Origin of the sequence: Pseudomonas sp. LRF_L74 (genome assembly GCF_965644255.1) — a bacterium.
Taxonomy (GTDB): Bacteria; Pseudomonadota; Gammaproteobacteria; order Pseudomonadales; family Pseudomonadaceae; genus Aquipseudomonas.
In genome coordinates, this window is sequence record NZ_CBFFRH010000002.1 from 80,844 (window position 1) to 98,057 (window position 17,214).

Annotated in this window: 20 protein-coding genes; 5 read left to right on the plus strand and 15 right to left on the minus strand. The window is 63.2% G+C overall.

Going from position 1 to position 17,214, the window contains the following annotated elements; translation table 11 throughout:
- Positions 1–11: 11 nt before the first annotated feature.
- Positions 12–1,085 carry a DUF748 domain-containing protein gene (locus ACSZPK_RS05250; protein ID WP_437880364.1) on the minus strand — a complete coding sequence of 358 codons (1,074 nt, stop codon included), beginning with the start codon at positions 1,083–1,085 and terminating at the stop codon, positions 12–14.
- A gap of 123 nt (positions 1,086–1,208) precedes the next feature.
- Between ACSZPK_RS05250 and cysK the strand changes: the two genes are divergently transcribed.
- On the plus strand, positions 1,209–2,183 hold the full coding sequence (gene cysK / locus ACSZPK_RS05255) for a cysteine synthase A (RefSeq protein WP_437880365.1): 975 nt from the start codon (positions 1,209–1,211) through the stop codon (positions 2,181–2,183).
- A 98-nt stretch (positions 2,184–2,281) separates the two neighbouring features.
- Here the strand turns inward: cysK and ACSZPK_RS05260 are convergent, their stop codons facing one another.
- The 5 genes from ACSZPK_RS05260 to ACSZPK_RS05280 form a co-directional block, all read right to left on the minus strand.
- A complete protein-coding gene (locus ACSZPK_RS05260) occupies positions 2,282–3,937 on the minus strand; it encodes an MFS transporter (RefSeq protein WP_437880366.1) in 1,656 nt (551 codons plus the stop codon).
- 60 nt (positions 3,938–3,997) lie between these two features.
- A complete protein-coding gene (locus tag ACSZPK_RS05265) occupies positions 3,998–4,903 on the minus strand; it encodes a DMT family transporter (RefSeq protein ID WP_437880367.1) in 906 nt (301 codons plus the stop codon).
- A gap of 159 nt (positions 4,904–5,062) precedes the next feature.
- Positions 5,063–5,557 (minus strand): SprT family zinc-dependent metalloprotease, encoded by a 495-nt coding sequence (locus ACSZPK_RS05270; RefSeq protein WP_437880368.1) that lies wholly within the window; start codon positions 5,555–5,557, stop codon positions 5,063–5,065.
- A 117-nt stretch (positions 5,558–5,674) separates the two neighbouring features.
- Complete coding sequence (locus tag ACSZPK_RS05275) at positions 5,675–6,274, minus strand: Yip1 family protein (RefSeq protein WP_437880369.1); 600 nt, start codon at positions 6,272–6,274, stop codon at positions 5,675–5,677.
- A 151-nt stretch (positions 6,275–6,425) separates the two neighbouring features.
- Positions 6,426–7,019 carry a DNA-J related domain-containing protein gene (locus ACSZPK_RS05280; RefSeq protein WP_437880370.1) on the minus strand — a complete coding sequence of 198 codons (594 nt, stop codon included), beginning with the start codon at positions 7,017–7,019 and terminating at the stop codon, positions 6,426–6,428.
- 85 nt (positions 7,020–7,104) lie between these two features.
- On the opposite strand from ACSZPK_RS05280, the gene ttcA reads away from it, so the two are divergent.
- Positions 7,105–7,932: a tRNA 2-thiocytidine(32) synthetase TtcA gene (ttcA, locus tag ACSZPK_RS05285; RefSeq protein ID WP_437880371.1), complete on the plus strand. Its 828-nt coding sequence runs from the start codon at positions 7,105–7,107 to the stop codon at positions 7,930–7,932.
- A 188-nt stretch (positions 7,933–8,120) separates the two neighbouring features.
- On the opposite strand, the gene ACSZPK_RS05290 is transcribed toward ttcA, so the two are convergent.
- The 5 genes from ACSZPK_RS05290 to ACSZPK_RS05310 all read right to left on the minus strand — a co-directional run bounded on the left by ACSZPK_RS05290 (position 8,121) and on the right by ACSZPK_RS05310 (position 10,819).
- Positions 8,121–8,957 (minus strand): DMT family transporter, encoded by an 837-nt coding sequence (locus ACSZPK_RS05290; RefSeq protein ID WP_437880372.1) that lies wholly within the window; start codon positions 8,955–8,957, stop codon positions 8,121–8,123.
- Positions 8,957–9,622: a response regulator gene (locus ACSZPK_RS05295; RefSeq protein WP_437880373.1), complete on the minus strand. Its 666-nt coding sequence runs from the start codon at positions 9,620–9,622 to the stop codon at positions 8,957–8,959. Before ACSZPK_RS05295 ends, ACSZPK_RS05290 begins: the two co-directional genes overlap by 1 nt.
- A 38-nt stretch (positions 9,623–9,660) precedes the next feature.
- Positions 9,661–10,203, minus strand: coding sequence for a PQQ-dependent catabolism-associated CXXCW motif protein (locus ACSZPK_RS05300; RefSeq protein ID WP_437880374.1), 543 nt, complete (start codon positions 10,201–10,203; stop codon positions 9,661–9,663).
- Positions 10,204–10,316: 113 nt separating this feature from the next.
- Positions 10,317–10,682: a hypothetical protein gene (locus ACSZPK_RS05305; protein WP_437880375.1), complete on the minus strand. Its 366-nt coding sequence runs from the start codon at positions 10,680–10,682 to the stop codon at positions 10,317–10,319.
- Positions 10,679–10,819: a hypothetical protein gene (locus ACSZPK_RS05310; RefSeq protein WP_437880376.1), complete on the minus strand. Its 141-nt coding sequence runs from the start codon at positions 10,817–10,819 to the stop codon at positions 10,679–10,681. The genes ACSZPK_RS05305 and ACSZPK_RS05310 overlap by 4 nt, the downstream gene beginning before the upstream one ends.
- 150 nt (positions 10,820–10,969) lie before the next feature.
- Between ACSZPK_RS05310 and ACSZPK_RS05315 the strand changes: the two genes are divergently transcribed.
- Together ACSZPK_RS05315 and ACSZPK_RS05320 are read left to right on the plus strand one after the other, a co-directional pair.
- Entirely contained in the window at positions 10,970–11,104 is a 135-nt protein-coding gene (locus tag ACSZPK_RS05315; RefSeq protein WP_437880377.1) for a hypothetical protein, read from the plus strand.
- A gap of 20 nt (positions 11,105–11,124) precedes the next feature.
- On the plus strand, positions 11,125–11,793 hold the full coding sequence (locus ACSZPK_RS05320) for a response regulator transcription factor (protein ID WP_437880378.1): 669 nt from the start codon (positions 11,125–11,127) through the stop codon (positions 11,791–11,793).
- Between the two features lie 2 nt (positions 11,794–11,795).
- Here the strand turns inward: ACSZPK_RS05320 and ACSZPK_RS05325 are convergent, their stop codons facing one another.
- From ACSZPK_RS05325 to exaA, 4 genes are all read right to left on the minus strand, one after another.
- Complete coding sequence (locus ACSZPK_RS05325) at positions 11,796–12,695, minus strand: ADP-ribosylglycohydrolase family protein (protein WP_437880379.1); 900 nt, start codon at positions 12,693–12,695, stop codon at positions 11,796–11,798.
- 189 nt (positions 12,696–12,884) lie between these two features.
- On the minus strand, positions 12,885–13,586 hold the full coding sequence (locus tag ACSZPK_RS05330) for a polysaccharide lyase family 7 protein (RefSeq protein WP_437880380.1): 702 nt from the start codon (positions 13,584–13,586) through the stop codon (positions 12,885–12,887).
- A gap of 270 nt (positions 13,587–13,856) precedes the next feature.
- Positions 13,857–14,510, minus strand: coding sequence for a pentapeptide repeat-containing protein (locus ACSZPK_RS05335; protein WP_437880381.1), 654 nt, complete (start codon positions 14,508–14,510; stop codon positions 13,857–13,859).
- Positions 14,511–14,596: 86 nt separating this feature from the next.
- Positions 14,597–16,387 carry a quinoprotein ethanol dehydrogenase gene (gene exaA, locus ACSZPK_RS05340; RefSeq protein WP_437880993.1) on the minus strand — a complete coding sequence of 597 codons (1,791 nt, stop codon included), beginning with the start codon at positions 16,385–16,387 and terminating at the stop codon, positions 14,597–14,599.
- 383 nt (positions 16,388–16,770) lie between these two features.
- Here exaA and pedF point away from each other — a divergent pair, with 383 nt between their 5' ends.
- A complete protein-coding gene (pedF, locus tag ACSZPK_RS05345; RefSeq protein WP_437880382.1) occupies positions 16,771–17,205 on the plus strand; it encodes a cytochrome c-550 PedF in 435 nt (144 codons plus the stop codon).
- Positions 17,206–17,214 lie beyond the last annotated feature (9 nt).

Genomic DNA, 17,214 nt, shown 5'->3' on the forward strand with positions numbered 1-17,214 from the left:
TACCGGGCGGATCAACTGCCTGACGGGGCGTCCTCATAGCGTGCATTGAAAGCCCTGACGAACGCATTGCGCAGGATGCCGATGAACGCCTGCAATGGGCTGACTTCCTGATTCTTCACGCTGCCAGACAGCTCGACGCGGGTGGCGAACTGGTTCTTCTGCTGGTTCTTCAATACGGTTTCGCTGCCGCCGACCAGCGCTTCCCAGATCGATCGGAAGAAACCCTTGTCCGGGTTCTCGACGTCCTGGCGCCAGTTGAATACATCGACATCCTTCAGTAGCGGTTTGATATAGCCACTGAGCTGGCCCTCATTGGCGTTGGCTTCGATCACCAGATCGCCGTGGCCGGCGTTGAAGTCGAACTTGCCGTAGGCCGATGCGAGGTCGTTGAGGCGGCGCAGTTCGATGTCGCGAGCGCGCATGCGCAACTCGAAGTCCTCGAAATTCTTGAAGGGATCGAAGGTGGCCGTGGCTTCCAAGGGCGCGTGGTCGAGTAGCAGCGCCTTGCCGTCGAAGCGAGCGACTCGCTCGCCGGCGGAGTCGGCGACGTTGGTCAGGTTGTACAGGCTGGCGTTGACCTGGTCGGCCTGGATGTCCACCACCGGGTCCGAGCGGTAGTTGTGGAAGCTGAGCACGCCGTCGACCACCCGTACTTCATTGAGGGTGATCGGCAGCAGCTTGTTCAACTGCTCTCGCCAGTCGACGCCGGCACCGGTCTGGCTGGCCTTCTGGTTCTCGCCGCCATCGACGAAGTTGAGTTGTGGGCGCTCGAAGATCACCCGGGCGACGATGCCGTGGTCGTGCCACAACGAATTCCAGCTGACCGCGATATCGATACCGGGGGCGTCGAGCAGCGGCACCGGGATCTTCTCGTTCTGCTTGACGATCCGCAGGCCCTTGATGCGGTAGGCGCCGCGCCACCAGGCCAGGTCGACATCGGTCACATGGCCGCGGTAGTCGCCCATGTCGGCGAGTTTGTCGTTGAGGTAGCCGCGTACCAGATACGCCAGGCTGAGGTGCAGGATCACCAGCATGATCAACAGGACGAGCAGGGTGCGCAGGGGCAGGCTGTAACGGCGTTTCATCGTGTGTTTCCGCAGGAGTCCGTTGTCGATGGACTGCGCCACGGCGTGCTGAGTTCGACTTGCGTGCCTGGCGCCATGAGGCATAGGCTCTCGGGCTTCGCGAACCCATAAGGACTCCGGACCATGAGCCGTATTTACGCAGACAACGCGCAATCCATCGGCAATACACCGCTGGTGCAGATCAACCGCCTCGGCCCCAAGGGCGTGACCATTCTGGCCAAGATCGAGGGGCGCAACCCCGGCTACTCGGTGAAGTGCCGGATCGGTGCCAACATGATCTGGGATGCCGAGTCCCGTGGCGTGCTCAAGTCGGGCATGACCCTGGTCGAACCGACGTCTGGCAACACCGGGATCGGCCTGGCCTTCGTCGCCGCCGCACGTGGCTACAAACTGATCCTGACCATGCCGGCGTCGATGAGCCTGGAGCGGCGCAAGGTGCTCAAGGCCCTGGGCGCCGAACTGGTGCTGACCGAGCCGGCCAAGGGCATGAAGGGGGCCATCGACAAGGCTGCCGAGATCGCCGGTTCCGATCCCGCCCGCTACTTCATGCCGCAGCAATTCGATAACCCGGCCAACCCGGCGATCCATGAAAAGACCACAGGGCCGGAAATCTGGAACGACACCGATGGCGCCATCGATGTGCTGGTCGCGGGCGTGGGCACCGGCGGCACCATCACCGGGGTCTCGCGCTATATCAAGAACAACCGGCACAAGCCGATCCTGTCGGTGGCGGTCGAACCGCTGACCTCGCCGGTGATCAGCCAGGCGCTGGCCGGCGAGGAGATCAAACCGGCCCCGCACAAGATCCAGGGCATAGGCGCGGGTTTCGTACCGAAGAACCTCGACCTGTCCATCGTCGATCGCGTCGAGCAAATCAGCGATGACGAAGCCAAGGCTGCCGCACTGCGCCTGATGCAGGAGGAGGGCATCCTCTGCGGCATTTCCTGTGGCGCGGCGATGGCGGCAGCGCTGCGCCTGGCCGAGAAACCGGAGATGCAGGGCAAGACCATCGTGGTGATCCTGCCGGATTCCGGCGAACGCTACCTGTCGAGCATGTTGTTCAGCGACCTGTTCAGCGAGCAGGAACTGCAGGCCTGAGAGCCTGTCCACGATCTGCTGCGCGTCGGTCAAACAGGGTTGAAAGCCGCCTGGAATACCAGCCCAGTCGCAGGCCGCAGCAGCCTCGTGCCGCCCTCCTACAAGTGCGTTTCGCCGCCGTACTCCCCCGATTCGTAGCTGACCCCGTGACGGATCACGGGGGGCGTTTCACCACTGTGCAGCATGGCCACGTTGTCGATGACCGCCTTGTCCGCCAAGGTCAGGCGATCGAGCATGCGCAGGTGTTGCAGCCAGTTTTCCACCAGCATCGTTTCCTGCCATCGCTCGGAGTTCTGTGCGTCGCGAAACAGCGCCCAACGCTCGGCGCCATTGCGCAGACGCAGGCGGCGCAAACCCTGCACGGCCTTGACGAAGTCGCGCGTCCGCTCGGCTTCGATGCGGTATTCGATACTCACCAAGACCGAGCCTCGCGCCGGGTTGAAGCTGAAGGCCGGCGTTCCCGGCAAGGGGGATTCAACGTGGGCGATGCTGCTGGCGTCCAGCTCCGGCAGGCGCGACTGGTAGAGGATCAGCGCGCAGGCGACCATCAGGCAGCCAGCGGCGAACAGCGCGCCTTGCACGCCCATGGTTTCCGCCAGGTGGCCCCAGAGGAACGAGCCCAGGGCCAGGCCGCTGAACAGCGAGGTCTGGTAGAGGGCCAGGGCGCGGGCCTTGACCCAGTCCGGAACCAGTACCTGCACCGAGACGTTGTAGGTCGACACCGCCGCCAGCCAGCAGATGCCGCCGAGCAGTAGCGCGGGGAATATCACCCACAAGGTATCCAGCGAACCGAGCGTCAGCAGGACCACGCCCAGGATCAGGCCGGCCACGCTGATCAGCCGACTGTTGCCGAGCAACTGGCGCAGGCGGCCGACCAGCAGGCTGCCGCCAATCGCACCGATGCCCAGCGCGCCGAGCATGTAGCCATAGACCTTGGCGTCGCCATCGGGATTGCGATGGGCCAGCACCGGCAGCAGCGCCCAGACCGCGCTGGCGGAAATGCCGAAGGAGAAGGAGCGCAACATCACCAGGCGGGTGACGCTGGAGTATTGGGTAAAGCGCAGCGCGGCGACCACGCCCTGAAACAGTTTTTCCGGTGGCAGGCTGCGTGTCGGCACGATCCGCCGCCAGCGCCAGATGGCCAGGATCAGGCCGACATAGCACAGGCAGTTGAACAGGAATACCCAGGCTGGGCCGACCGCGGCCAGGAACAGCCCGCCCAGGGCGGGGCCGGCGGCACGGGCGACGTTGAAATTGACGCTGTTGAGCACGATGGCATTGCCGATCATGCGCTTGGGCACCTGCTCGTTGACCGCCGCCTGCCAGGCAGGGATGGTGATGGCGCCACCGATGGAAATCCACAGGATGGAGACGATCAGCAGGATGGGGTCGAGGTAGCCGAGAAAGGCCGTGCCGGTGAGAAAGATGGCGCCGCTCATCTCGAAACCGAGGCCGATGAGCATGATTTTGCGGCGGTCATGGTTGTCGGCAAGCACCCCGGAAAGAATCGACAGCAGTACCAGCGGCAAGGCGGCCGCTACCTGGATCATCGCCACCAGCAGCGGGCCCGCGTGGGCTTCGGTGATGACCCAGGCGGCCGCGACCGACTGGGCCCAGGTGCCCAGGTTGGCGAACAGGTTGGCGATCCAGATGAGGCGAAACGCCTCGATGGTGAAGGGGCCGAACAGCCCCTGGCTGTAAGTGTCTTCGCTATCGCGGGGTAAATCGTTCTTTGCTGAAACAGACTGCAACATGCCAAGGTTTCCTTGCTTGGGTCGCCCGCAATGCAGGCCGTGGGACGCTCCTGAGTGTAATCAGCACGGCTCCCTGGATTCTTTCGCCCTGGACGGTCGCAGCACCAGCCACAACGCCAGGCCGATCAACACGCCACCTTGCAGATAAGCCCAGGACAGCGGCTCGCCGAGCAGCAGCACGCCCCAGAACACGCCGAAGGGCGGTATCAGGAAGGTGACGCTCATGGACTTGATCGGGCCTATGTCGGCGATCAGGCGGAAGTAGAGGATGAACGCATAGGCCGTGCAGATCAGTCCGAGCCCGGCCAGTGCCAGCCAGAGCCTGGGTTCCTGCCAATGGCCGAGATCCTGTTGGGGCAGACTCCAGAGGAACAGCGGGAGCAATGACAGGCTGGCGCCCAATTGGCTGGTGAAGGCCAGCAAGCGGTTATCCATGCCACCTTGCTCGGTGATCCAGCGGCGGGTGAGAAAACTGGCAAGGCCGTAACAGGTGGTTGCCACCAGGCAGGCGCCCGCACCGAGCAACAGTTCCTGGCCGAAGGCGACCGGGCCGGTGCGGGTGAGCAGGGCGACGCCGGCCAGGCCGATCAATACGCCAGCGGATTTGTTCACGGTCAGCGGCTCGCCGAAGAACGCCGCGCCGATGGCGACGCCCATCAGCGGCACGGTCGCGTTGAAGATGGCCAGGTAACCGGCGGGTAGATGTTGGGCGGCCACGGCGTACATGGCGAACGGTATGCCGGCGCTGATCACGCCTAGCAACAGCGACTTGCCGAGCTTGCCGCGAAAATCCCACTCGACCCGCATCAGCAGGATCACCGCCAGCAAGCCCAGGCCGGCCAGGGCAACCCGGCCAAACGCGGTAGGCAGTGTGCCGACCTGTGGCGCAAGCATGCGTACGAACAGGAAGCTGCCACCCCAGATGGCGGCAAGGGCGACAAGGCGTATCAGGTCGGTGGGTTTCATCGGGGGGCTCGAGTCTGACTGGGCAGACAGGATAAGAGCTGAACACGGCGGAGGCTATCGGCGGCGGAAAAAACCGTGAAATCACCTGTTTCGGGCCTGCCGGGACAAACCTGGAGGGTCACCGCCCTGGGCGTTTTTCGACTGCCGGCCGGCGAGCGCTCACTCCACCCGCTGCTCGCCACTGAATACCAGGGTTGCCCGGCAGCGCCGACAGAAATAGCGGCGCCCCTTGGCCACCAGGGTATGGCGCTGGGCCGAGAAGGGGAATTCTTCCTCCGGGCATTGGCACAGGTAGAGGTAGCGAGTCACCTTGCGCCGGCCCACGTCGTAGGTGTGGCAGCGGTCCGGAGGCAACTCATAGACGCCGCGCATGATCAGTTGCCATTCCTCGCCATGCGGCTGGATGCGTCCGCCAAACAAGTGGTGGGCGATCAGGTGGGCGACCTCGTGGGCGACGGTCTGCTTGAGGAAGTGTTCGCGGTTTTCGCTGTACAGCTTGGGGTTGAAACGCAGCAGGTTTTCGCTCAGGTGTGCCACACCTGCTTTTTGTCCACGCAGCTTGAAGCTGACTTCAGGGCGCGGGAACGGGCATTTGAAGAACGCTTCGGCCTGCTGATAGCAGTCTTCCACGCGTTTGTAGAGCGACTCGGGCATGCGGCTCCTCCCTGGGGATCGGGATTATGCCGCAAGTGCCGGGCGGGCTGAACCTGCCACCGGTCGTCCCATCAATGTGCCTGCTGGACTTGCTCCGCCACCGCTGCGACTCGTCGGTCAGCTCACGTACACAGGACCGACGCCCAGGCTCCAGGCAATCACCGAACAGGCGAGCATGGCGACCAGTACCACCAATCCCACGGCCAGTACCGAGCTGGAGAACATGAAGCCTTCCTCGCTGGGAATACCCATGAAGGTCGGCAGGCCGCTGTACAGCAGGTAAGTGGTGTAGGCCGCTGCCGCAATCCCGACCAGCATGATCAGCCACAGGCTCGGGTAGAGCGCCGCGATACCGCCGATGAACAGCGGCGTGGCGGTGTAGGCGGCGAACACCAGGCACTGGCTGCGGCTCGGGTTGGCGTCGTAGGTCTGGGCCATCCAGTGAATGAAGGCGCCCATTACGGCCACGCCGGCGAGCATCGCCAGGTAGGCCATCACGGTCATCTGCAAGGCGCTGGCCTGGGTCAGGGTCACGGCACTGCCGTTGCCGACGGTCCAGCCGACCCGGGTGCTGCCGACAAACGCACAGACGGCGGGAATGGCCGCCAGGATCAGGATGTGGGTGAGGTACATGTGGCTGACGCTCTCGTCTTCGCGACGGATTTCCTGCCACTCTTGGTCGGGATGGGTGAAGAGGCCCGGAACGTGACTGATCATGAGCTGTTCCTCCGTATCCTGAGCGCGGCGCGGGTGCACCGTTGCCATTCAGTATAGATAGGCTACAGGGCAGGCGCTGCGGGGCTTTTAGAGTGAATGGCTCTTTTCAGGTGCTGCTGATAGCGGGTCGTTATTTGTGGATGGCCCGCCTTCAGCGGTAATAGCGCTGCAGGATTTCCATGGCCAGGTTGATCGACTGCAAGCGTCCGCCGTTGCCGCCGCGGTCTGGATGGTGCTCGCTGACCAGTTGTCTATAGCGCCGCTTGATCCGCGCCAAATCCAGCGGCTGGTCGTCGTTGAGTTCGAATAGCTCCAGGGCGGCGCGCTTTTCCTCGCCGCCCTGCATGCGCGTCCAGAAGCTGGTGAGCAGGCGTTCGACGTCCCGTTCGTCGGTGTCGCGCAAGTGGGAAAGATCGAGGTAGTAGGTACGCAGCTCGTCGCGCTCGGCCACGGCGGCCTGTCCCGCTTGCCAGGGCAGCAGGCGAATGCACAGGGGCGCGATCTCCAGGTGATCGCTGCGGGCCTCCCAGAGCCGGTCACGTAGCAGGTACAGGGCGTTGAACAGCAGGAAATGGGTACGGAACAGCACCAGCTTGTCGCTCAGTTCCAGACGTGGGATATGCGTGCAGTGCCGGGCCTTGAGCCATTGGATCAACTGGTATTCGCTGAGACCATCGCCGGCCTCGCGCAGAACAATGAGGACGTGCGTGGGCAGGTCGAGGGCGGGATCGAGTTCGCTATTCATCGGCGCAGCCTATCATGGGCTGCCATGGCGCCGCTTTGCGCGTAAAATGCCCGGCTTTTCGCCCATTCCCGGATTTCCCCGCGCCATGTCCACCAGCCTTTCGGTCAACCAGAACAAACTGCAGAAACGCATTCGCCGCCTGGCGGGCGAGGCCATCACCGATTTCAACATGATCGAGGATGGCGACAAGGTGATGGTCTGCCTGTCCGGCGGCAAGGACAGCTACACCATGCTCGACGTGCTGCTGTACCTGCAGAAGGTGGCGCCGATCAAGTTCGAGATCGTCGCGGTGAACATGGACCAGAAGCAGCCGGGCTTCCCCGAGCACATCTTGCCGGCCTACCTGGAATCCATCGGTGTGCCGCACTCCATCATCGAGAAGGACACCTACTCGGTGGTCAAGGAGAAGATCCCGGAAGGCAAGACCACCTGCTCGCTGTGCTCGCGCCTGCGGCGTGGCACGCTGTACACCTACGCCGACGAGATCGGCGCGACCAAGATGGCCCTCGGCCACCATCGCGACGATATCCTGGAAACCTTCTTCCTCAACATGTTCTACGGCGGCACGCTCAAGGCCATGCCGCCGAAGCTGCGCGCCGACGACGGCCGCAACGTGGTGATCCGCCCACTGGCCTACTGCAGCGAGAAGGACATCCAGGCCTATTCGGACATCAAGCAGTTCCCGATCATCCCGTGCAACCTGTGCGGCTCCCAGGAAAACCTGCAGCGCCAGGTGGTCAAGGAGATGCTGCTGGAGTGGGAACGCAAGTCGCCGGGGCGCACCGAGATCATGTTCCGTGCCCTGCAGAACGTGGTGCCGTCGCAACTGGCCGACCGCAACCTGTTCGACTTCACCAGCCTGAAGATCGACGAAACCGCCACGCCGCGTTTCGTCGATGTGATGAATCTGTGATTCAGCGCTGAGTGCGGCCAGGAGCGGCTGCAATGAGGCAAAAGCGGACACCGAGATTACTTACCGTCACTCCCGCGAAGGCGGGAGCCCAAATAAAAGGCGCTTCTGGGTTCCCGCCTTCGCGGGAATGACGGTTAAACACACCACGTACATCGCACGAACGTCCGCTCCTGCTTCATCGCGGCCGATCAGCCAGCGCGCCGCTTCGCCAGCAGAATCAACGCAATCCCGCCCAGCACCGCCATCGAGGCCAGGGCCAGGCGCAGACTCAGGATTTCGCCCAGCAGCAAGGCGCCGCCAACCGAGGCGATGATCGGCACGCTGAGCTGTACGCTGGCGGCCTGGATGGCTTTCAGGTGGGGCAGGGCCGCGTACCAGATGGCGTAGCCGATACCCGAGGCCAGGGCACCGGACAGCACGGCGTAAAAGGCCCCCGGTCCGTCCCAGCTCAGGTGGTTGTAATACAGCGCGCACAGTGGCAGCAGGGCGGGTAGGCTGCGCAGGAAGTTGCCGGCGGTAGCCGCGAGCGGATCGCTGTTGCCACGTCCGAGCAGGGAATAGAACGCCCAGGAAACTCCCGCCAGCACCATCATTCCCGCTGCGCCGGGCGGTGGCGCGCTGGCCCCGGGGAGCAGCAGGTAGAGCAGGCCGCCGATGGCCAGTCCCAACCCGGTGAGCTGTTTCAGGCCCAGGCGTTCGCCCTTGAGCCAGCCGTAGCCGATCATGCTGGCCTGTACCGCGCCGAACAGCACCAGGGCGCCGGCTCCCGCATCGAGTTCTACATAGGCAAAGGAAAAGCCCGCGGCATAGCCGAACAGGGCCAGGCCCGAGCGCCAGTCGCCGCGGATCGGGCCTTGGCGGCGCAATGCGACCAGCAGGGCGAGCACCACGGCACCGGAGACCAGGCGGATGGCGGTAAAGCTGGCCGGGTCCAGCTGGCTGTCACGCAGGGCGACCCGACAGAGCAGGGAGTTGCCGGCAAAGGCCAGCATGGCCAGTGCCGTGAGCGCTGCGACACGCAGCATCAGCGGCGCAGGTAGGCGGCGAAGTCGATATCACCGGCAGACAGGATCGCCTGCACCCGGTTGTGTACGTTGAGCTTGCGCAGGATCGCCGACACGTGGGCCTTGACCGTGGTTTCGGCGATGTCGAGGTTGTAGGCGATCTGCTTGTTCGATTCGCCCTTGGTCATGCGTTCCAGTACCAGCAGTTGCTTGCGGGTAAGCGCCTGCAGCAGTTCCGGGGCAATGCTCGGTTCGTTCGACTGGCTGCGGCGGCTGCTGCTCTTCTGGGTGCGGATGATGTCCGACGGCAGATAGACGTTGCCGTTGAGGATCTGGTCGATGGCCTCGGTCATCTGCGCCCGTGGCGAGGATTTGGTGATGAAGCCGACCGCCCCATAGGTGATGGCCTGCAGCACGATCTGCTTGTCCTGCTCGGCGGAAACGATCACCACGGGAATGGTCGGCGCTTCGTTGCGCAGGTTGATCAGGCCGTTGAGGCCATGCATGCCGGGCATGTTCAGGTCGAGCAGGATGAGGTCGAGGTCGTCGTGGCTCTGGGTCAGGGCCAGGGCGCTGTCGAGGTCCGAGGTCTCCATGATCTCGCTTTCCGGGAAACCGTCACTGATGACGTTATGGATGGCTTCGCGAAACAGCGGATGGTCGTCCGCGATGAGTATCTTGTACATGACCTGAGAACCTCTTTTCTTATGATTATTCGGCGAAATCAAGGAAGAACGGCTTGTGCCGGCTGCAGTGGCAGGCCGGCCTGGTGCCAGGCATCGATGCCATCACGGTACCAGTACAAGGCGTTGTAACCCAAGGTCCGGGCACGTTTTATCGCGTTCCAGGACAGCCAGCAGTCGGATTTGCAGTAGAACACCAGCGGGCGGTCTTTGCGCTGCTCACTGAGACGATTGAGATTGTCCTCGAAATAGGCTTGCCAGAGCGGCTCCAAATGGCCGTCGCCGACGTTGGCGAGCCAGGTACTGCCTGGCAGGTTGGCATGGGGGGGCTGTTCGGCAATGAAGCGGTCGTTGAGCCACTGCTGACGGTAGACGTCGATCAGCAGGGTACGCGGGTTGTCGCGCAGCAGAGCCTGCAGGGCCGGAGTATCGAGGGTGGTGGCGCCCTCGGCGTCGTGAGGCGTGGGGCTGCGGTATTGGGTTTGGCGATAGCCGTCGGCATTGAACAGCGGCATCTCCGCTGCCAGCGCCAGGCTGGCGGACAGGCAGAGTGTGAGCAGGGCACAGGCGATCGATCTGATCATGCTCGGGATGGTCCCAGGTCGTTTTTATTAGAAGGGCAGGCCATTAGAGCCATAAGCCGGTACGACTGTGAATGCTACGTTCGAAAGGTGGTTTTGCGACCAAAGTACTGTTTTCAGCGCACTGTCGAGCGTTCGTCACTGCTCAGGCGAGCCTGCCAGTAGGCGGTCTGGGCCGGGCTCTGGTTTTGGGCCCGCGACAGCATTTCGCTGGCGCGGCGTGGCTGGCTGTCCTGGTAGAGCCTGGCCAGTTGCAGCATCGAATAGATATCGTCCCAACGCTTGACGCAGTCTTCGAAGACCGTGGCCGCCGCCTGGCTGTCGCCATTGTTCAGGTAGCGTTCGCCGCTCAGGCAGGGAACGCGCAGGCTGCTGACCAGGTAGGCACTGCGCAGCGGGTCGCTGGTCTGTGGCGCAAGTACCAGGCTGCCCCCCAGGCCGCTGCCCAGGGTCAAGGGCAGGACCACGGCGAGCAGCTTCACCGCAGCATCCCGGCGGGGTAGTGGGCGAGGGGCGAACGGGCAGGCTCATGCCCGGCGGCCTGCAGGTCGGTGGCGATCAGGCTGGCGCAGCACAGCGCACCCAGATACAGCAGGAGATAGGCGGCATAGGAAGACATGCTGGGCTCCTCTTTTATTGTTTTTTCAGCATAGGAACTGCCCGCGGCACGGGGAATATACAGAAAGTACCGGCGCGCCTGTACCAAGGTAGTAGAGGTTCGGCCGGGTGCTAGCTCTAGGATGATCGGAAACGATAAGAGAGGCCTGCCATGAATGTCCTCAAAGCCTTGCTGCTCAATTTCTTGCTGATCGCCAGCCTGATCGGCTTCGACAGGGTGCATGCGGCGGCAGCGCATGCCCAGGTGGGATCGGCAGCCGTTCTATCTCAGGGAAGCGGACGCTAGCGGCGTCCCGAGGAGTGCCGATGAAGATTCTCCTGGTCGATGATCACGCGGTGGTACGCCATGGCTGCGCCAGCCTGTTGAGCGCCGCGTTGCCGGAGGTGCAACTGAGCGAGGCGGGGAGTGGCGAAGAGGCATTGCAGCGGGTGCAGGAAGGTATCCCCAGCCTGATCATCATGGATATCGGTCTACCCGGCATCAGCGGCCTGGAGACCACCCGCCGACTGCGCCAGCGCCTGCCGCAACTGCGCGTGCTGTTCTTCAGCATGCACGATGAGTTGCATATCGTGCGCCAGGCCCTGGAACTCGGCGCCTCCGGTTACCTGACCAAACGGGTATCGACCGAGGTCTTGGTCGAGGCCGTACGCCGGACCCTGGCCGGCCATCTCTATATCGAGCAACCACTGGCCACGTTGCTGGCGTGTAATCATCTGGCCCACGATGGCCATGATCCGCGCCTGCGTGACATGACCCAGCGTGAGTTCGAGATATTCGTGATGCTCGCCCGTGGCCTGTCGACCCGGCAGATCGCCGAGCGGCTGTGCATCAGCAACAAGACCGTGTCCAATCACCAGACCCTGCTGAAGAACAAGTTGCAGGTGGTCTCCCAGGCCGAGCTGGTGCATCTGGCCATCGATACCGGGGTCCTGCGGACCGGGGAGCGGGGTGGGGTGGAGCGCTTGAGCGCCTGAAGCTATCGCTCCAGCAATGCCTTTGCCATCGCGGTGATTTCCTGCCCCATGTACAGGCGTTCGCGCCAGGCGGATGGAATGCCTTCGACCCCATAGAAGGCGCCAGCGATCTGCCCGGTGATGGCGGCAGTGGTATCGGCATCGTCCCCCAGGTTGGTCGCCAGCAGCACGGCTTCGGCGAAGGATTGGCTGTGGGCGAAGCACCACAGGGCGGCTTCCAGGGAGGCGATGCAGTAGCCGGAGCCGACGATCTGCTCGCGTGCCTTGTCGCGGTAGGTCCCTCGTGCCAGGTCGGCGACCTTGGTTGCGCTGAACACCGGGTCGTCGATTGCCAGGATGGCCTCCTTCGTCTCGCCAGCCAGGGCCTTGGCCAGCATCAGGGCGAACAGCACGCAGCTTTCCAGCGCCTCGGGCGCGCCGTGGGTGGTGCGTGAACTCAAGGCGCTGTATTCGATCAGGGCTTCGCGATGCGGGTAATAGAACAGCACCACGGGCGCCAGGCGCATCAACGAGCCGTTGCCAGCGGTGCGTGGATGGGTCGAGCCCGAGAATGGCTCGTCGGTCTGCTGGTAGCGGGCGAGGGCGTCACTGACGGTCATGCCGATGTCGAAGCAGGTGCCTGTGGCGCTGAGGTAGCCCCATTGCCACCAGTTGAGGTAGCGGCCCATCTGGTCGGCGGCGTCGAAACCCTGTTTGGCGAGCAGGCTTTCGCCCAGGCACAGGGCCATCGAGGTGTCGTCGGTCCACTGGCCGGGCTGCAGGTTGAAGGGCCCACCACCAAGCATATCGGTGACCGGCGTGAAACTGCCGCGTGGCCTGAACTCCACGGTGGTGCCGACGGCATCGCCGCAGGCCAGGCCAAGCAGGCAGCCCTGGTAGCGTTCCAGCAGGGTCGGGGTCATGGTTGCTCCTTGCATCGATACGGGTATGACATCACAAGGTAAGGGCGCGACATGGATTAACCAAGTCGCGGTAAGCGAATGGCCACTCAAGCCGGGGGCGGGTGGCGTCGAATGCCCGCGTACGTCCGCTACGCGTTCCCAGGCGCGCCGACGATGATCCGTATTGGCATGACCGCCACTGCGACTCGCTCACAGGCTGCCGTGAGCCGTATTGAGGTGGTAGAACGTCACCCGTGCGCCTTCGCTGCTCGGTCCCGAATTGTCCTGCGGGTAGGCGCCCGCCTTGAAGTAGAGCTGCTGGCGGCCCCAGGCGCCGGCCAATTGGCGCGAGTAGGCGCCATTGTCGTCAGTGTTGGTCACGCGGATGCTCAGGCGTCCGCTGGCGGTCAGGCGCAGGCGGTAGGCGAAGCGCTCGTTGAGGGTGACGCCAGTGATCAATGGGATGTTCTGCGAGGTCTTGTCGCCGGGGCGTTTGCGCAGCAGCGCCTCGATCGAGCCGGTGCCGCTCTCTTCGTCATAGTGGTACTGCAACTTGAGCAGCGGATCGTTGCTGCTGCCCGGTTCGTCGGTGCTGTGGATCTGGCCGATCACGACCTTGCCCTTGCTCGGTACCTGCTGCACCGATACCACGGCACTGAGGATGTTGTTCTTCGCTTCGTTGTAGTACCAGTTGCGCCGCTCGCCGTTGGTATAGGCTTCGCGCAGTTCGCTGCGCGGATATTTGGCGCTTTCGGTCGTCGAGCCGTTGACGGGCACCCAGAAGGTCACACTGTCGTTGCCGTTGACCTGGTAGTACTGGTTTTCGTAACCGGTCGCGAGCCGGGCCGTGGCGACTTCGACGGTGGCTTTGGGCTGTGGAGTTGTCAGGATCCAGCTGGTGAGATCGAGCATTTCGAGCCGCTCCGCTTGAGTGGGTGAAGTGGTTTCGGACCACGCTCAGGGCTCAAGTTTCATTGATCTGAGAACAATTCCCAAATACTCGACGAGTGGTCAAAACCCTCATGGATACTGGCTTCGATGGTTGGCGAAGGGCCAGCTCAAGGTGCCATTACGGTTGCCGGCGGCTTCAGGTTGCAAGCCTCAAGCTTCAAGTCAGGGCCAGGGCAAAAATGTGTTTGCCCGTATTGCTTGCACTTGTCGCTTGAAGCTTGCCACTCGCTATCAGTCCCACCCTTTCGGGCAGTCCTTGCAGCCTTCCGTGTTGATGCCCTGGAAGTTGGCGTAGTGATTGCGCGTACCTGTGAGGATGGCATTTTCCAGGTTGGCGTCGCTGAACTTGGATTCCTGCAGGTTGGCGTCGGTGAGGTTGGCGCCCTTGAGGTCGGCTTTGTTCAGCGAGGTCATCTCCAGGTCGGCGGCGTGCAGGTTGGCATCGTGCAGCTTGGCGCCGATCAGGCGGGCGAATTCGAGGTTGGCACCGGTCAGGTCGGCGCCCTGGAACTGGGCGACCTGGCCAAACAAGGCCCAGCCGTTGATGCCGACCAGCTTGGCGTCGGTGAAGTCGGCCTGGCGCATGTTGGTCTGCTGCAGGCTGGCGCGGGTCAGGTTGGCACCGTTGAGCCTGGCTTTTTCCAGGTTGGCCATGTCGAGGTTGGCGTGACGCAGGTTGGCGCCGGACAGGTCGGCACCGGAGAGATCCATCTTGCGCAGGTCCTGGTTGCTCAGGTTGGCGTTGCGCAGGTCGGCACCGGGGCATTTGCTCTGGGCTTCGATACGGCAGCCGTTGATCACCAGGGTGTCGTCATCGTCGTTGGCCAGGGCATGGGCCGTGCCGGCGAGCAGGGCGAGGGGCAGAAGCAGGGACAGGTATTTCATGGCATGTCCTGTGGGTGCGTGGTGCACCGTCAGCAATTGCAGGTTCTGAGACAGATGCCCCGGCACATGGCCGGGGCATCCTTCACTCAGCGTTTGGCTTGCTTGTTGTCCCAGCTAGGCAGCTTGAACACCCAGAACGAACCACCCTGGGCGACCGGCTTGGTCAGCTCGGCCATGTCGCCACCCCACAGCGGAACCGCGCCGCCGTAACCGACGGTCACGCCGATGTACTGCTCGCCATCCTGTTCCCAGGTGATGGGCGGGGAGACGATGCCGGAGCCAGTCTGGAACTGCCACAGTTCCTTGCCGGACTTGGCGTCGAAGGCCTTGAGGAAGCCGTCGCCGGTACCGGTGAACACCAGGTTGCCCTTGGTCGCCAGTACGCCCGCCCACAATGGGAGCTTCTCGTTGTGTTCCCAGACCACTTTGCCGGTGGTCGGGTCCATGGCGCGCAGGCTGCCGACGTGGTCGTCGTACATACGCTTGATGCGGAAGCCCATGCCCAGGTAGGCGGAGCCTTTCTTGTAGTTGACTTCCTCGGTCCAGTAGTCCTCTTTCCAGTTGTTGGCCGGTACGTAGAACAGGCCGGTGTCCTGGCTGTAGGCCATGGGGTTCCAGTTCTTGCCGCCGAGGAAGGGCGGCGAGACTTCGACTGGCTTGCCATGTTTCTGGCCTGGCTCCGGCAGCGCCGGACGCTGGCCTTCGCGCTCGACCGGACGACCGGTCTTCAGGTCGATGTGGCTGGCCCAGGTGATGTTGTCGACGAAGGGGAAGGCGTTCTGCAGCTTGCCGTTGGTACGGTCGACCACATAGAAGAAGCCGTTACGGTCGGCGTGGGCCGTGGCCTTGACGGTCTTGCCATCCTTGTTCTTGTAGTCGAACAGGACCAGTTCGTTGTTGCCGGAGAAGTCCCAGGCATCGTTCGGCGTGTGCTGGTAGAACCATTTCACTTCGCCGGTGCTCGGGTCTACGCCGACCTGGCCGGAGGTGTACAGGCTGTCGTAGTCGTGCGGGTTACCGCCCTTGGCGGTGCGCGCCCAGGTGTTCCATGGGCCGGGGTTGCCGGCGCCGACGATGATGGTGTTGGTCTCGGCATCGAAGCTGGCGCTCTGCCAGGGGGCGCCGCCACCGTGGCTCCAGGCCTCGACCTTGCCGGTCGGCGAGTTCGGATCATCCGGCCAGGACGGTGCCTTGACGTTGCCGGTGACGGTGCTGTCCTTGCCGTTCAGGCGGCCCATGTGGCCTTCGACGAACGGGCGCATCCAGACTTCTTCGCCGGTGTCCGGGTCGCGTGCATAGAGCTGGCCGACCACGCCGAATTCGTCGCCGGAGCTGCCGTGGATCAGCAGGGTCTTGCCGGTCACCTTGTCTTTGATCAGGGTCGGTGCGCCAGTCATGGTGTAGCCGGCGCCATGGTCGCCGAACTTCTTCTTCCACACGACTTTGCCGGTGTCCTTGTTCAGCGCGACGATCGACGCATCGAGGGTGCCGAAGAAAATCTTGTCGCCATAGATGGCGGCGCCACGGTTGACCACGTCACAGCACGGGCGGATGTCGTCCGGCAGGCGATGGTTGTAGACCCACAGGCGCTTGCCGGTCTTGGCATCCATGGCGAAGACCCGCGAGTAGGACGCCGTGACATAGACCACGCCGTCGCTGACGATGGCCTGGGACTCCTGGCCACGCTGCTTCTCGTCACCGAACGAGTAGGACCAGGCTGGCACCAGCTTGAACACGTTCTTGTCGTTGACCTGGGTCAGCGGGCTGTAGCGCTGGGCATTGGTGCCCATGCCGTATTGCAGGACGTCGCCGGTGGTCTTGTGGTCGTTGGCGATGTCGTCCCAGGTCACGCTCTTGGCGGCGGCCAGGCCGGACATGGTCAGGCTGGCGCCGAGGATCACGAGGGCCAGGGGTTTGGCAGCGCTGGGTAACGATCTTCTTGTCATGGTTGTGTTTCCCGTGGGTTTGATATGCACGAGGTCGTTGGCGGGCCGCTGACCTGGTGCATTCATGGTGCGAGGGCGGCCCGACTGCCGACACGGAAAACTTCCCAATTAAGGCGGGAAAAATTCCCGGTGCGGGCATGACTTGGACTTGCGCCGAAAGACACCCGCGAGGCGGTCTCACGCGCTACTACCAAGGGAGTAGAGGGCGGCAACCAAAGCAGCATTCAGAGAGTGTGGGAGCGTTTCTAACATTTGCTTACAACGCTCGGCCTGAGCGTTCGCCTTGCATAGCTACTCGATGAGGTTTGGAAGTCATGAATAAGAAAAACGCAGTGCGCAGCCTGATGTTCCTGGCGAGCCTGAGCGTGACCGGATTCGCCTTGGCCCACGGTGACATGACCCCGCAGGCGGTCAATACCGATGGGTTGGAGCCACTGGGCAAGGAATGGCGCGACGAAAACCCCTACCGCCCGCCTTATGCCAACAACAAGCTGGCCGTGGAGATCGGTGCCACCGCCTACAACCAGAACTGCGCGCGCTGCCACGGCCTGGAGGCCAAATCCGGCGGTATCGCCCCTGACCTGCGCGAACTGGAAGCCGGTGCCGAGGGCGACGAGTGGTTCAAGGAGCGGGTGATCAACGGTGCGGTGCGCGACGGTGCCGTGTACATGCCGAAGATGGCCGACTTCATCAGCCAGGAAGGCCTGTGGGCGATTCGCTCGTACCTGGAGAGCGTGCACGTCGAGTAGCGACGTCAA

Coding starts and splice junctions, on each gene's coding strand:
- ACSZPK_RS05320 (WP_437880378.1), top strand. CDS start 11,125: ATGAAGATTCTCCTGGTCGATGATCACGCGGTGGTACGCCATGGCTGC.
- ACSZPK_RS05295 (WP_437880373.1), bottom strand. CDS start 9,622: ATGTACAAGATACTCATCGCGGACGACCATCCGCTGTTTCGCGAAGCC.
- ACSZPK_RS05330 (WP_437880380.1), bottom strand. CDS start 13,586: ATGCTCGATCTCACCAGCTGGATCCTGACAACTCCACAGCCCAAAGCC.
- ACSZPK_RS05300 (WP_437880374.1), bottom strand. CDS start 10,203: ATGATCAGATCGATCGCCTGTGCCCTGCTCACACTCTGCCTGTCCGCC.
- ACSZPK_RS05315 (WP_437880377.1), top strand. CDS start 10,970: ATGAATGTCCTCAAAGCCTTGCTGCTCAATTTCTTGCTGATCGCCAGC.
- ttcA (WP_437880371.1), top strand. CDS start 7,105: ATGTCCACCAGCCTTTCGGTCAACCAGAACAAACTGCAGAAACGCATT.
- cysK (WP_437880365.1), top strand. CDS start 1,209: ATGAGCCGTATTTACGCAGACAACGCGCAATCCATCGGCAATACACCG.
- ACSZPK_RS05270 (WP_437880368.1), bottom strand. CDS start 5,557: ATGCCCGAGTCGCTCTACAAACGCGTGGAAGACTGCTATCAGCAGGCC.
- ACSZPK_RS05280 (WP_437880370.1), bottom strand. CDS start 7,019: ATGAATAGCGAACTCGATCCCGCCCTCGACCTGCCCACGCACGTCCTC.
- pedF (WP_437880382.1), top strand. CDS start 16,771: ATGAATAAGAAAAACGCAGTGCGCAGCCTGATGTTCCTGGCGAGCCTG.
- ACSZPK_RS05275 (WP_437880369.1), bottom strand. CDS start 6,274: ATGATCAGTCACGTTCCGGGCCTCTTCACCCATCCCGACCAAGAGTGG.
- ACSZPK_RS05265 (WP_437880367.1), bottom strand. CDS start 4,903: ATGAAACCCACCGACCTGATACGCCTTGTCGCCCTTGCCGCCATCTGG.
- ACSZPK_RS05310 (WP_437880376.1), bottom strand. CDS start 10,819: ATGTCTTCCTATGCCGCCTATCTCCTGCTGTATCTGGGTGCGCTGTGC.
- ACSZPK_RS05250 (WP_437880364.1), bottom strand. CDS start 1,085: ATGAAACGCCGTTACAGCCTGCCCCTGCGCACCCTGCTCGTCCTGTTG.
- ACSZPK_RS05325 (WP_437880379.1), bottom strand. CDS start 12,695: ATGACCCCGACCCTGCTGGAACGCTACCAGGGCTGCCTGCTTGGCCTG.
- ACSZPK_RS05335 (WP_437880381.1), bottom strand. CDS start 14,510: ATGAAATACCTGTCCCTGCTTCTGCCCCTCGCCCTGCTCGCCGGCACG.
- exaA (WP_437880993.1), bottom strand. CDS start 16,387: ATGTCCGGCCTGGCCGCCGCCAAGAGCGTGACCTGGGACGACATCGCC.
- ACSZPK_RS05260 (WP_437880366.1), bottom strand. CDS start 3,937: ATGTTGCAGTCTGTTTCAGCAAAGAACGATTTACCCCGCGATAGCGAA.
- ACSZPK_RS05290 (WP_437880372.1), bottom strand. CDS start 8,957: ATGCTGCGTGTCGCAGCGCTCACGGCACTGGCCATGCTGGCCTTTGCC.